At 66.8% G+C, this 13,616-nt stretch carries 8 protein-coding genes, 2 tRNA genes and 2 pseudogenes; 10 read left to right on the top strand and 2 right to left on the bottom strand.

What is annotated here, in order from left to right; translation table 11 throughout:
* The first annotated feature begins 72 nt into the window (after positions 1-72).
* The 10 genes from dnaA to HBK84_RS00045 all read left to right on the top strand — a co-directional run bounded on the left by dnaA (position 73) and on the right by HBK84_RS00045 (position 11,321).
* Positions 73-1,701 carry a chromosomal replication initiator protein DnaA gene (gene dnaA / locus HBK84_RS00005; protein WP_167317866.1) on the top strand — a complete coding sequence of 543 codons (1,629 nt, stop codon included), beginning with the start codon at positions 73-75 and terminating at the stop codon, positions 1,699-1,701.
* A gap of 600 nt (positions 1,702-2,301) precedes the next feature.
* The gene (gene dnaN / locus HBK84_RS00010; RefSeq protein WP_144997575.1) at positions 2,302-3,426 is read left to right on the top strand and encodes a DNA polymerase III subunit beta; all 1,125 of its coding nucleotides are present in this window, start codon (positions 2,302-2,304) and stop codon (positions 3,424-3,426) included.
* Positions 3,427-3,430: 4 nt separating this feature from the next.
* The gene (gene recF / locus HBK84_RS00015) at positions 3,431-4,678 is read left to right on the top strand and encodes a DNA replication/repair protein RecF (protein ID WP_167317867.1); all 1,248 of its coding nucleotides are present in this window, start codon (positions 3,431-3,433) and stop codon (positions 4,676-4,678) included.
* Positions 4,675-5,268 carry a DUF721 domain-containing protein gene (locus tag HBK84_RS00020; protein WP_064845489.1) on the top strand — a complete coding sequence of 198 codons (594 nt, stop codon included), beginning with the start codon at positions 4,675-4,677 and terminating at the stop codon, positions 5,266-5,268. The genes recF and HBK84_RS00020 overlap by 4 nt, the downstream gene beginning before the upstream one ends.
* A gap of 239 nt (positions 5,269-5,507) precedes the next feature.
* On the top strand, positions 5,508-7,577 hold the full coding sequence (gyrB, locus tag HBK84_RS00025; RefSeq protein WP_085107213.1) for a DNA topoisomerase (ATP-hydrolyzing) subunit B: 2,070 nt from the start codon (positions 5,508-5,510) through the stop codon (positions 7,575-7,577).
* Between the two features lie 74 nt (positions 7,578-7,651).
* The gene (gene gyrA, locus HBK84_RS00030; protein WP_144997569.1) at positions 7,652-10,378 is read left to right on the top strand and encodes a DNA gyrase subunit A; all 2,727 of its coding nucleotides are present in this window, start codon (positions 7,652-7,654) and stop codon (positions 10,376-10,378) included.
* The gene (locus HBK84_RS00035) at positions 10,375-10,857 is read left to right on the top strand and encodes a DUF3566 domain-containing protein (RefSeq protein ID WP_035962792.1); all 483 of its coding nucleotides are present in this window, start codon (positions 10,375-10,377) and stop codon (positions 10,855-10,857) included. The genes gyrA and HBK84_RS00035 overlap by 4 nt, the downstream gene beginning before the upstream one ends.
* A gap of 92 nt (positions 10,858-10,949) precedes the next feature.
* Positions 10,950-11,023 (top strand) — tRNA-Ile (locus HBK84_RS00040).
* A 49-nt stretch (positions 11,024-11,072) separates the two neighbouring features.
* Entirely contained in the window at positions 11,073-11,195 is a 123-nt protein-coding gene (locus tag HBK84_RS13005) for a hypothetical protein (RefSeq protein WP_255359867.1), read from the top strand.
* Positions 11,196-11,248: 53 nt separating this feature from the next.
* A tRNA-Ala gene (locus HBK84_RS00045) sits at positions 11,249-11,321 on the top strand.
* A 538-nt stretch (positions 11,322-11,859) separates the two neighbouring features.
* Here HBK84_RS00045 and HBK84_RS13080 read toward each other — a convergent pair.
* Positions 11,860-12,009: pseudogene (locus HBK84_RS13080) on the bottom strand (hypothetical protein); the annotation flags it as partial.
* Between the two features lie 36 nt (positions 12,010-12,045).
* Positions 12,046-13,360, bottom strand: a pseudogene (locus HBK84_RS00055) (ISL3 family transposase).
* Between the last annotated feature and the right edge of the window lie 256 nt (positions 13,361-13,616).

Here is a 13,616-nt window from a genome sequence, read left to right on the forward strand (position 1 = left end):
GAAGTTATCCACCGCTGTGTACAAGTCTGTGGAAAACTGGGGCTTCCCCGTATCTCACGTCAGGAGTCGTTCATGCAGCAGGACAACAGGGCTTTGCTCGAGCAATGGGCAGAGTGCGTCCGCGTCATGAACGAGAACCCGCGGGTCACGGGACGGGCACGCGGGACCATCGCGGTGTGTGAACCCCGCGGCCTGATGGGCACCACGCTGCTGATCGCGGTCCCGAGTGAGGCCACGCGGGAATTCCTACAGAACCGCCCCATGTCCGAGATCCTGGACGAGAGCGTGGGCCGGGTCCTGGGAGCGGACACGCTCGTGGCATTCGTCGTGGACCCCGAGCTCGAGGTCCAGCCGCCCACCACGCGCGCCGCGACCGACGCACGGTCCTCCGACCGCACCATCCCCTCGCTCAACGAGCTCGAAGCCGAACGTACGCCCGGGTCCTTCCAGCCCGCTCCCGGCCGCGATGCGCCGTCGGGCGAGAGCGTCTCGCGCTCCCCGGCCGGCCTGGCAACCACCGAGCCCGGCGACGGCGCCGGCGAGTACGACGATCTGCCCCCGCGCCGCCTACCCGAAGCCGCGCCCCCGGTGCCGCAACAGCGCGAGGTGCTCAGCACCGGCAACGGTTCGGACACCAGCCCGGCGGATTCGGAATGGGACAGTTCCGCCCGACTGAACCCCAAGTACGTCTTCGACTCCTTCGTGATCGGCCAGTCGAACCGGTTCGCCCACGCCGCAGCCTTCGCGGTCGCAGAGACCCCCGCCAAGGCATATAACCCGCTGTTCATCTACGGGGATTCGGGTCTCGGCAAGACCCACCTGCTGCACGCGATCGGGCACTACGCCAAGCGGCTCTACCCCAAGCTGCGCGTGCGGTACGTGAACTCGGAAGAGTTCACCAACGACTTCATCAACTCCATCCGCGACGACGAGGGCTCGTCCTTCAAGGGCATCTACCGCAACGTGGACCTGCTGCTGATCGATGACATCCAGTTCCTCGCGGGCAAGGAGCACACGCAGGAGGAGTTCTTCCACACCTTCAACGCGCTGCACAATCACGAGAAGCAGATCGTGATCACCTCGGACATGCCGCCCAAACAGCTCACGGGATTCGCCGAGCGGATGCGCTCCCGCTTCGAGTGGGGACTGATCACGGACGTGCAGCCGCCCGAGCTCGAGACCCGGATCGCGATCCTGCGCAAGAAGGCGATCAGCGAGGGGATGGACGCCCCGGACGATGTCATGGAGTACATCGCCTCCCACATCTCCACCAACATCCGCGAACTGGAAGGGGCGTTGATCCGGGTCACGGCCTTTGCGTCCCTCAACAAGCAACCGGTGGATCTCCCGCTCGCAGAGCTCGTGCTGAAGGATCTGATCACCGACGACGGGGGACAGGAGATCACCGCGGCCTCGATCCTGGGGCAGACCGCTGCGTTCTTCAACATCACCCTGGACGAGCTGAAGTCCAAGTCCCGCACGCGCACCCTGGTGACCGCGCGCCAGATCGGCATGTACCTGTTGCGGGAACTCACGGACATGTCCCTGCCCAAGATCGGTCAGGAACTGGGCGGGCGGGACCACACCACGGTCATGCACGCGGACCGTAAGATCCGCACGCTCATGGCCGAACGCCGGCAGATCTTCGATCAGGTCACGGAGCTGACCAACCGGATCAAACAACAATCGCGCGAGGGCTAAGACCCGCCCCGATCACGCGATACCCGGAGACGGGCCCTCGGAACACGGTTCCGGGGGCCCGTTCTTCTTGTGATTCGTCCACAGGCCGAGCCCGCGGATCCACTGCTTTCGCCGCCCACGGTGCACAGGAAAATTCGGGGGTGTGGACGCGCTGTGCACAGTCCTGCTCAACGCCGTGTGGAAAAATCTGTGGACAACGCAGAACAGGCGGTGGACAACCGCCGCGCATCGGTGGGCGAGCCTGTGGAATCCGCGGAATCACGCGGAAGTTGTGCACTCGGCACGCACAAGGCAATCCACAATCGTCCACACCGGATCAACACCCTCGAACCGCGGGATTCCTGAGGAACAGGCAGTTATCCACAGAGTCCACAGGGGTTATTAACACTTCTACCCCTTAAGAAAAGATCGACCGAATAACAAAAATCCGGTCCTCCCTGACCGAACGGGTCCCCGGGATCTCTGTAATTACAAGAATCCAGGAACCGCCACGGGCGGATCCTGTCCGAACCCGACGATCCGGGGGGTTCGGATGACGTCCCCGCAGCCGGATACCATGCAGACAAAACACTTCGGTTCCGAACCAAAGAGGGGCACCCCGTGAAGTTCTCGGTCGAGCGCGACGTACTGGCTGAAGCAGTCACCTGGACTGCCCGTTCGCTGTCACCGCGGCCTCCCGTCCCCCTGTTGTCCGGACTGCTCATCAAGGCGGAGAACGGTTCGCTGTCCATCGCAAGCTTCGACTACGAGATCTCCGCGCGCCTGACCATCAGCGCGGACGTCCTCGAGGAGGGCACCACCCTGGTCTCCGGCCGTCTGCTCGCGGACATCTGCCGCTCGCTGCCCTCCGCTCCCGTGCAGCTCGAGGCCGACGGCGGCAAGGTCACCCTCACGTGCCGTTCCGCCAAGTTCAACCTCGCGGCCATGCCCGTGGACGACTATCCCCAGCTGCCCGGACTGCCAGACCTGTCCGGCGTCGTGGCCGGGGACGAGTTCGCGCACGCCGTGGCACAGGTCAACATCGCGGCGTCCAAGGACGACACCCTGCCGATCCTCACGGGCATCCGCATAGAGATCGAGGGCGAGAAGATGACCCTGCTGGCCACCGACCGCTACCGGCTGGCCATGCGGGAACTGACCTGGCGGCCCTCCGATCCCACGATCTCCACGGCGGCCCTGATCAAGGCCAAGACGCTCAACGACATCGCCAAGACCCTGGGATCCTCCGGGGACGTGAACATCGCGCTCGCTCAGAACACGGAACTCGTGGGATTCGAATCCGGCGGACGACGCACCACGAGCCTGCTGATCGACGGCGAGTACCCCAAGATCCGCTCGCTGTTCCCGGATCACACACCGATCACCGCCGTGGTGAAGACCTCGGAACTCGTGGAAGCGGTGCGCCGCGTGTCCCTCGTAGCCGAACGCAACACCCCCGTGCGGCTCGCGTTCAGCGAGTCCCGGGTCGCGCTCGACGCGGGAACCGGGGAGGACGCCCAGGCGTCCGAAATTCTGGACGCCCAGCTCAACGGGGACGACATCACCGTGGCCTTCAACCCCACCTACCTCTCCGAGGGACTGCACGCGTTCGACTCCGACTACGTCCGGTTCTCGTTCACGGCCCCTCCGAAGCCGGCCGTGCTCTCGGCCCAGAGCGAGCCCGACGGCGAGGACAGCGTGGACTACAAGTACCTGCTCATGCCGGTGCGTCTGCCCAACCAGTGATCGTGTGTTCGTAGACCACCTGTCGCTCGCCAACTTCCGGACCTACCCCGGTCTGGACCTCCCACTTGCCCCGGGTCTCACGGTGTTCGTGGGATCCAACGGTGTGGGCAAGACCAATATCGTGGAAGCGATCGACTGGGCCGCGACCCTGGGCTCCCACCGCGTGTCGGGCAACGGACCGCTCATCACCACGGGATCGGACCAGGCGATCATCCGGGTACGCGTCAACCGCGGGGGACAGCGCACGGTCCTCGAGTACGAACTCAACGCCGCGCGGGCCAATCGCGTGCGGATCAACCGGGCGGCCCCGGTCCGCGCCCGTGAGGCCCTGGGGACCCTGCACACCGTGTTGTTCTCCCCGGAGGACCTGACCCTGGTTAAGGGGGATCCATCCCACCGGCGGCGGTTCCTGGACGATCTCGCCACGGCCATGCGGCCGGTGCTCGGTGCCGCGCGCTCGGACTACGACCGGGCGCTGAAGCAGCGCAACGCCCTGCTGAAATCGGCGCGGCGCTCCCGGGGGTTCTCGGACTCGGATCGTGCGACGCTCGCGGTGTGGAACGACCAGCTCGCGCGCGCCGGCGCGGCCGTGATGGGTGCGCGGTTGCAGTTGCTCAAGGCTTTGGAGCCCGAGGTGGACCGGGCATACCAACAGCTCACGGACGGACCCAAGCACGTGTCCCTGGGCTACGAGAGCTCGTCCGTGGCACCCGGTGCCGATCAGGAAGCGCTCGAACACTTCTCGGTCACGGACCTCTACGAGCTCATGATGAATGCCTTCGAGCGCATGGCACGTCATGAGCGGGATCGCGGGATCACCCTGGTGGGACCGCATCGGGACGACCTCGTGATCCGGCTGGGCGACACCCCCGCCAGGGGCTACGCGTCCCACGGGGAGACCTGGTCCACGGCCCTGGCCCTCCGCCTGGGCTCGTGGTATGTCCACCTCGCCGACGATCCGGCCCGGGGTTCGGCGCCCGTGCTGATCCTGGACGACGTGTTCGCGGAACTGGACGCGCGCCGTCGACGCCGCCTGGCCGAGCTCGTGCGGCAGGCCGAGCAGGTGCTCGTAACCGCCGCGGTGGACGAGGACCTACCCGCGGCGCTGCTCGAGGACTCGCCCACGGTGATCGAGGTAGAGCCGGGGGCGGTATGGAACCGCGCAGCGTCGTCGGCCGAGCCCGAGCCCGAGTCCGGACCCGAGCCCGGGTCCGGCGGGAACCAGAACGCTCCCCAGGCGGAGCAGCCGTGAGCGAGCCCGTGCATCGCGACGTCGTGGACGCGGCGGCCGTGGCCCTGCAACGGGCCCGGAAGGCCGCCCGCGACCGCGGGGACACGCCCCTGTCCAAGGCGGCCGCGGCCAAGAACATGCGCGCTTTCGGCACGGCCATGGAGGAGGGAACGGGCTCCCCGGCATTGCGCGCGCGGGACCGCTACGGCGTGGATCCGCGGCAGCTCGGGGGCTTCTCGGGACCGGGGCGTTCCGCGCGGGACCCCCGAGCGCTGTCCACCGTGGTGGACGCGCTGATGACCCACAGGGGCTGGAAGACGCCCGTGAACGTGAGCAGTGTGCTCGCGGACTGGCCGTCCCTCGTGGGGGCGCGCAACGCTGAGCACACGTGGCCCGAGAGTTTCGAGGACACCGTGGTGCGCGTGCGCTGCGACTCCACGGCCTACGCGACCCAGCTGCGGTTGATCCAACCCCAGATCATCAGGAAGTTCTCGGACAAGCTGGGGGAGGGGATCGTCACGCGGCTCGAGATCCACGGTCCCGTGGGGCCGAGCTGGAAACGGGGGCGCTGGTCGGTGCAGGGCAGGGGGCCGCGGGACACCTACGGGTGAGCTGAAAGCGCCAAAAACGCGCCAGAAGCGCGCGAGGCGCACCGCACCCCGAAAATGGGTCCACCCAGCGCGGCGGGGCTCCGGGGCGTCTGCGGGCCGTCCAGCGCTTCATGCGGTAGAATGGGAAGCCAAAGATCTTCCCGTCCCGCCAGCCGATGAGCCGCGAGCCGTCTCATCGGCTGTATTCATATGGGCCGGGTGATGATCGCCATCGATTACGCAGGAGGACCGGAGACCCCGTGGCTACAGAGGATCCCCTACAGCACGAGTACGGTGCGAGCGACATCACCGTTCTGGAAGGCCTCGAGGCGGTCAGGAAGCGCCCGGGGATGTACATCGGTTCCACTGGCCCCCGCGGCCTGCACCACCTGGTCTACGAGGTGGTCGACAACTCCGTGGACGAGGCGCTCGCGGGGTACTGCGACCACATCGAGGTGACCCTCCAGTCGGACGGCGGCGTGCGCGTGAGCGACAACGGCCGCGGCATCCCGGTGGACATGCACCCCACGGAGGGCAAGCCCACCGTGGAGGTCGTGATGACCATCCTGCACGCCGGCGGCAAGTTCGGCGGCGGTGGCTACGCCGTGTCCGGCGGTCTGCACGGCGTGGGCATCTCGGTGGTCAATGCCCTGTCCCGGCGTGTGGACACCGAGGTCCGCCGGCAGGGCTACGTCTGGCGGATGAGCTTCGCGAACGGCGGCCACCCCCAGGGTGAGCTCGAACGCGGCGAGCAGACGGACGAGACCGGGACCACCCAGGTCTTCTACCCGGACCCCGAGATCTTCGAGACCGTGGATTTCGATTTCGAGACCCTGCGGGCGCGGTTCCAGCAGATGGCGTTCCTCAACAAGGGTCTGCGGATCACGCTCACGGACGAGCGTGTCACGGACGAGACCGGCGAGGAGATCGCGGGGGAGTCCCCCGTGGACGCCTCCGGTCCGGTCGAGGGACAGGACGGAGGGACGGTCGGCGCGGACGACGCCGCTGTCCACGCCCACGCGGGCGCCCGCCGGGTGGTCTACTGCTACGAGCACGGGCTGCTGGACTACGTCACGTTCCTGAATTCGGCCAAGAAGGTCGATCTGATCCACGACGACGTCATCTCGCTCGAGGTGGACGACCCGGACAAGAAGATGTCCCTGGAGCTGGCCATGCAGTGGACCACGGCGTTCAACGAGTCCGTGCACACGTACGCCAACACCATCAACACCCACGAGGGCGGCACCCACGAGGAGGGCTTCCGCACCGCGCTGACCACGCTCATCAACCGCTACGCGCGGGAGAACAGGCTGCTGCGCGACAAGGACGACAACCTCACGGGCGAGGACGTGCGCGAGGGGCTCACCGCGGTGATCTCGATCAAGCTCGCGGAACCCCAGTTCGAGGGGCAGACCAAGACCAAGCTGGGCAACTCGGAGGCCAAGACCTTCGTTCAGCGCGAGATGTTCGACTTGTTCGGGGCGTGGTTGGAGCGCAACCCCAACCCCGCCAAGGACATCATCCGCAAGGCGATCTACGCGTCCCAGGCGCGGTTGGCCGCGCGCAAGGCACGCGAGACCACACGACGCAAGGGCCTGCTGGAGTCCGGGGGCATGCCGGGCAAACTCAAGGACTGCTCGTCCAAGGACCCCACGGTCTCCGAGATCTACATCGTGGAGGGTGACTCCGCGGGTGGTTCCGCCGTGCAGGGCCGCGATCCCGCGCACCAGGCGATCCTGCCGCTGCGCGGGAAGATCCTCAACGTGGAGCGGGCCCGGTTGGACCGGGCGCTGTCCAACGCGGAAGTGCAGTCCATGATCACAGCCTTCGGCGCGGGGATCGGTGACGACTTCGACATCGAGAAGGCCCGCTACCACAAGATCGTGCTCATGGCGGACGCGGACGTGGACGGTCAGCACATCACCACCCTGTTGCTCACGCTGCTGTTCCGGTTCATGCGTCCGCTCATCGAGCACGGGTACGTGTACCTCGCGCAGCCGCCGCTGTATCGCATCAAGTGGTCCAACGCGCCGCACGACTACGTGTTCTCGGACGCCGAGCGCGATGCCGCCCTGGCCAAGGGGCTGGCGGAGAACCGCCGGCTGCCCAAGGACAACGGCATCCAGCGTTACAAGGGTCTGGGCGAGATGGACTACACCGAGCTGTGGGAGACCACCATGGACCCGGAGCACCGCACGCTGCTGCAGGTCACCATGGACGACGCCGCCGCGGCGGACCAGGTGTTCTCGGTCCTCATGGGCGAGGACGTGGAGTCCCGCCGCGAGTTCATCCAGCAGAACGCGAAGGACATCCGCTTCCTGGACATCTGAGCATGTGACGCCCGGAATATTCCGGCGCGAGTATGAACGATGATCCCGGGGACGAGAGAAGGAAACAGCAACCCATGAGTGACGAGACGCAGGACGGCAACGGCCCCGTGGACCCGCAGGACGCACCCGAGGCCGGCGACGGCGTCGTGACCGACGAGGTGGCGATCACGGGCGACCGCGTGGAGCAGATCGATCTCCAGACGGAGATGCAGCGCTCCTACCTGGACTACGCCATGGCGGTGATTGTGGGGCGCGCGCTGCCGGACGTGCGGGACGGTCTCAAGCCCGTGCACCGGCGGGTGCTCTACACGATGTACGACGGCGGTTACCGCCCCGATCGGTCGTTCAACAAGTGCGCGCGCGTGGTGGGCGACGTGATGGGCAACTACCACCCGCACGGTGACTCCGCGATCTACGACGCCCTGGTGCGACTGATCCAGGACTGGATCATGCGCTACCCACTCGCGCTGGGGCAGGGCAACTTCGGTTCCCCCGGTAACGACGGCGCCGCGGCCCCCCGGTACACCGAGACCAAGATGGCGCCTCTGGCCATGGAGATGGTCCAGGACATCCACGAGGACACCGTGGACTTCCAGGACAACTACGACGGCAAGCAGCAGGAACCCGTGGTGCTGCCCGCGCGGTTCCCCAACCTGCTGGTCAACGGCTCCTCAGGTATCGCGGTGGGCATGGCCACCAACATCCCCCCGCACAACCTGCGCGAGGTCGCGGACGGCGTGCAGTGGTACCTCAAGAACCCGCACGTGGACCGCGAGACCCTGCTCGAAGAACTCATCAAGCGGATCAAGGGTCCGGACTTCCCCTCCGGGGCGCAGATCCTCGGCCACAAGGGCATCGAACAGGCCTACCGCACCGGTCGTGGTTCCATCACGCAGCGCGCGGTGGTCAATGTGGAGGAGATCCACAACCGCACGTGCCTCGTGGTCACGGAGCTGCCGTACCAGGTCAACCCGGACAACCTGGCCATCAAGATCGCGGACCTCGTCAAGGAAGGGCGGGTCCAGGGCATCGCCGACATGCGCGACGAGACCTCGGGGCGCACGGGTCAGCGGTTGGTGATCGTGCTCAAGCGGGACGCCGTACCCAAGGTCGTGCTCAACAACCTCTACAAGCACACGCAGTTGCAGGAGAACTTCTCCGCGAACATGCTCGCGCTCGTGGACGGGGTGCCCCGGACGCTGTCCCTGGACGCGTTCGTGCACCACTGGGTCACCCACCAGATGGAAGTCATCGTCCGGCGCACCACGTACCGCCTCAAGCAGGCGCAGGAGGAAGCGCACATCCTGATCGGCCTGCTCAAGGCCCTGGACGCCCTGGACGAGGTCATCGCCCTGATCCGGCGCTCGCCCACCGTGGAGCAGGCACGCACCGGGCTTATGGAGCTGCTCGAGATCGACGAGGCCCAGGCCCAGGCGATCCTCAACATGCAGTTGCGCCGCCTGGCCGCGCTCGAACGGCAGAAGATCCAGGACCGGCACGCCGAGCTGCAGCGGTTGATCGCCGAGTACGAGTCGATCATCGCGTCCGAGGAGCGTCAGCGCGAGATCATCTCGGAGGAACTGCAGGGCATCGTGGACCACTACGGTGACGACCGCCGCACCGAGGTGCTCTACGGCTTCGACGGGGACGTCTCCATGGAGGACCTCATCCCGCAGGAGCAGGTCGTCGTGACCATCACGCGCGACGGCTATGTCAAGCGAACCCGCGCGGACGAGTACCGCGCCCAGCACCGAGGTGGCCGCGGCATCAAGGGCGCGCAGTTGCGCGGCGACGACGTCGTGGAGCACTTCTTCGTGACGAGCACCCACAACTGGATCCTGTTCTTCACGACCCTCGGGCGTGTCTACCGCGTCAAGGCCTACGAGTTCGTGGAGGCCGGCCGGGACGCAAAGGGCCAGCACGTGGCCAACCTCATGGAGTTCCAGCCCGAGGAACGCATCGCCCAGGTCATGGAGCTGCACTCCTACCAGGACGCCCCGTACCTCGTGCTCGCGACCCGCAACGGGTTGATCAAGAAGTCGCGGCTCACGGACTACGACACCAATCGTTCCGCGGGCGTGATCGCGATCAACCTGCGCGAGAACGACGAGTTGGTCTCGGCCATGCTCGTGAACACCGACGACGACGTCATGCTGATCTCGCGCCTGGGCCAGTCCCTGCGGTTCACCGCTGACGACGACGCCCTGCGCCCCATGGGTCGCGCGACCTCCGGTGTCACGGGCATGAAGTTCCGCCCCGGGGACGAGTTGCTCTCCGCCAACGTGGTCAGCGACGACTCCTACGTGTTCGTGGTGACCGAGGGCGGCTACGCCAAGCGCACGAGCGTCCAGGAGTACCGCGTGCAGGGCCGCGGTGGCCTGGGCATCAAGGTTGCCAAACTCGCCGAGGTCCGCGGTGGCCAGGTGGGCGGGCTGATCGTGGGCGAGAACGACGAGGTGCTCGTGGTCATGGAGAGCGGCAAGGTCGTGCGCTCCAACGTGAGCGAGGTCCCCGCCCGCGGCCGCGACACGATGGGTGTGATCTTCGCCAAGCCGGGTCCCAACGACGCCATCGTGGGGGTCGCCCGCAACGCCGAGCGGGAGATCGAGAAGGAGGTCGCGGAGGAGGATGCCGCCGAGGCCACCGGGCCGAGCGACGTCGCCCCCGGCTCCGCGATGGACTCCCCCGAAGCCACGACCGCGGACGTCCCCGCGGGCCAGGACGGTGCCGACGCCGCTGCGCCGGTCGGTGACGACGATGCAGTAGCGTTGGAGCACAACGACAACGGAGGTGACGCATGAGCGCGAGCTCAGCCTCGAAGGCGGGCCAGCCCGTGAAGACTTCTTCCCCCCAGAAGCCGTCCCCGCAGAGCGCCAAGAGCTCCGGCAAGGGACTCGTGCGACCCGCCCCCCGGGCCAAGGTGCGCCGCGCACGGCTCGTGGTGTCCAAGGTGGACACGTGGTCCGTGCTCAAGCTGGCCTTCCTGCTCTCCGTAGCGCTCGGGATCATCACGGTCGTGGCGTCCCTGGTGCTGTGGATCGTGCTGAGCCTCACCGGGCTGTTCGACGGGATCAACGAACTGCTGTCCATGCTCGGCGGCAGCGCCGGGGGAGCGGACATCAAGCGGTTCCTCTCGCTCGGCAATGTGGCCCTGTTCGCCACGATCATCTCCGTGGTCAACGTCATCCTGCTGACCGTGCTGTCCGTGCTCGGGGCGCTCGTGTACAACATCGCGGCGTCCCTGATCGGTGGCATCGGGGTGACCCTGACCGACGACTGATCCCGCGGTCCGCCCGATTTTGTGCGGCGGATGAAACTCCGGTAAAGTCTTGGCGTGGCCGATCGGAGGACGATTCTGGCGGTGCACGCTGAGGGCGTATAGCTCAGACGGTTAGAGCGCTTCGCTGATAACGAAGAGGTCCCAGGTTCAATTCCTGGTACGCCCACCCATCGAATTCCCGCCAACCGCGAGATGATCTCGTTCGGAGGGTCCCCATGAAGGCACGAATCGCAGCCCTGGCCGCACTGGCCGGTTTGTCCGTGGCAGCCTTCAAGTCTTGGCGCGAGGCGGAAGCCAAACGAGAGGCGTGGAATTCGGCCGTGGACCCCGTGGACTGACCGTCCCGGTACCGCGATCCGCGTTCTGCAGGATCAGCACCACAATTGAACACGGGGCCTTAGCTCAGTTGGTAGAGCGCCGCCTTTGCAAGGCGGATGTCAGGAGTTCGAATCTCCTAGGCTCCACCCAAAGTTGAATGTTCGAACCTTGCCCCGCGTGATCGCGGGGCAAGGTTCTTTCGTTGTGTGGCCTGGGGCTGGTGGCCAGGATTGTCTGGATCGCTTCGGTCGGCTGCAGGGTGGCTTCGTCCTCGTCATCGATGGTGATGCGGTCGAACAGTGCCCGGTTGAGCATCCTCCGTTCGGCGGGTTCGGCCTTCGCGTAGACGTCGCCGATGTCGGTGAGGAGTCCGAGGATTGAGTCGAGCCCGACCTTGGCCTTGTCGTAGGTGGTTTCCAGCGTGTCGAGCCGGCCGGTGATCGCTTGCAGGCTCGCGCGGATGCGGTCCTGTTCGGTCTTGAGCAGGTCGAGGGGGATCGCATCGGCGTAGTGGGCTTGGAGGAGCTTGACCTGTTCGGCTTCGAGCTTGGCCTTCTGCCCGGCGAGGAGCTTCTGCTCGTCGCTGGTGGATTCGGAGAGGGTGTCGAACACCTGTCCGAGCACGCCCTGGATCTGTGCTGCCTCGTCAGGGCTGAGGGAGATGCCACGGTAGCCCTCTTCGATGGACTGCTCGACGCGGTGGGTGAGGATGGCGGTGCGCTGGCAGTCGTTGCGTTTGAACCGGCGGCCGGTGCAGGTGAAGTAGTCGTAGGCGACGCCCTGGTGGTTGCGGGGTCGCTCGAACATGAGCTTCTTTCCGCATCCGCAGTAGATCGAGCCTTTGAGGGCTCTTCGGACATTCGGTGGGGATCAGGTCTTGAGGCCGCCAGCCGCGAGGAGCATGCGGAGGCGGTAGTTGTCACGGTTGCGGTAGCCGCGGGCGAGGCGGCGGTGGAGCTCGATGATGCCGTTGATGGCCTCGGTGCCGCCGTTGTTGGACCGTCCGGTGGTGAAGTAGGCCAAGAACGCCTCTTTCCAGCGGCGTAGCGTCCGCCCGAGTCTCGCGATCTCGGGGACCAGGCAGGTGTGGAAGATCGCCAGGATGCGTTCGGCCATGGCGCGGCCGGCTGTGAGGTCGGGGCAGCGGTAGGCGGCGCGCAGGTCCTGGGCGCAGCGCCAGGCGAGGTAGACGGCCTGGTGGGCGTCGTCGGCTTCGATCGCTGCGGCGAGCCGCTGGAGTTGGCGGTCGGTGAGGTTCTCCGCCCCGGCGCGCAGGAGCTTCTGGATGCCGTAGAGCGGGTCGCCCTTGCGACCCCGGTGGCCCCGGGTCTCTTGCTGGACGCGGCGGCGGACCTCATCGACGGCCTGGGTGCCGAGCTTCACGACGTGGAAGGCGTCCAGCACCGCGGTGGCGTCGGCGAGCTCGTCGGCGATCGCGCTCTTGTAGCCGGCGAAGGGGTCCAGCGCCGCGACCTGAACCCCGGCACGGAACGCGGCGCTGCGGTCATTCAGCCAGTCGGCGTAGGCCTTCTTCGACCGTCCGGGCACGAGGTCCAGCAGCCGGGCGCGGACCTTGCCCTCGGTGTCGCGGGTCAGGTCGACCATCCCGGTGAGCTCCTTCGCGCCGCGACGACGAGGGGCAACGTGATGCCAGATGTGCTCATCGACCCCGAGGCTGACCACCCCGTCGAAGCGGGACTCATCGGCGGCCAGCTCCACCAGACGAGGCTTGACCGCGCGCCACAGCGTCTTCCAGTCCACCCCCAGCTGGCCGGGCCAGTCCCTGCACCGTGGCGTGCTCGCGACGCAGCTGGACAATCGCCCACCCCACCGCCCGGCTCGTCAGCGAGCCGCGGGGCGCGACGAGGACGGGGACCTGCTCGACGAACGTGCCCCTCAAGCATGCAGGGTCGGGGCACCGCCAGGTCCGTTGTCGCCAGATCACCCGCACCGGCACGATGCCCGGCACGTCATGCAGCTCGCGCCGCCGCCGTCCACGGCTGGGCGCCACCACCACGCACGCCGGGCAGCCCATCAACTGCCACGGCGTGGAGACGGTGACCGTCACGAGCGCGTCGGTACGCTCGACGGCCTCCACATGAACGCCGGGAATCCCCAGCAGTGTGTCGCATCGCGCGCAGGGATCAGTGGTGGGCGCATCGCTGCACCCCGTAGCGTTGGTCAACGTCGAGGTCCTCGGAACGAACGGTTGCTTGGTCGCTACCGATCATCGAGGACCTCGACCCTTATGCGCCCTCAGCTTGCGTCGCGAGTCCCGCTCCCCACCGGAAGTCCGAAGAGCCAACAAACACGAGATCTAGGTCAGATTCGGCACCATCCGCTGTGGGAACGATGGTCGCGTTGGCGATCGAGTAGCGCGAATTTGAGAGCTGCTCTGAGCCGCAGTTGCTCGAAGCGCGCCGATCGTCTGACAGTGAGCC

Source organism: Kocuria sp. KD4 (assembly GCF_011769905.1).
GTDB classification, from domain to species: Bacteria; Actinomycetota; Actinomycetes; order Actinomycetales; family Micrococcaceae; genus Kocuria; species Kocuria marina.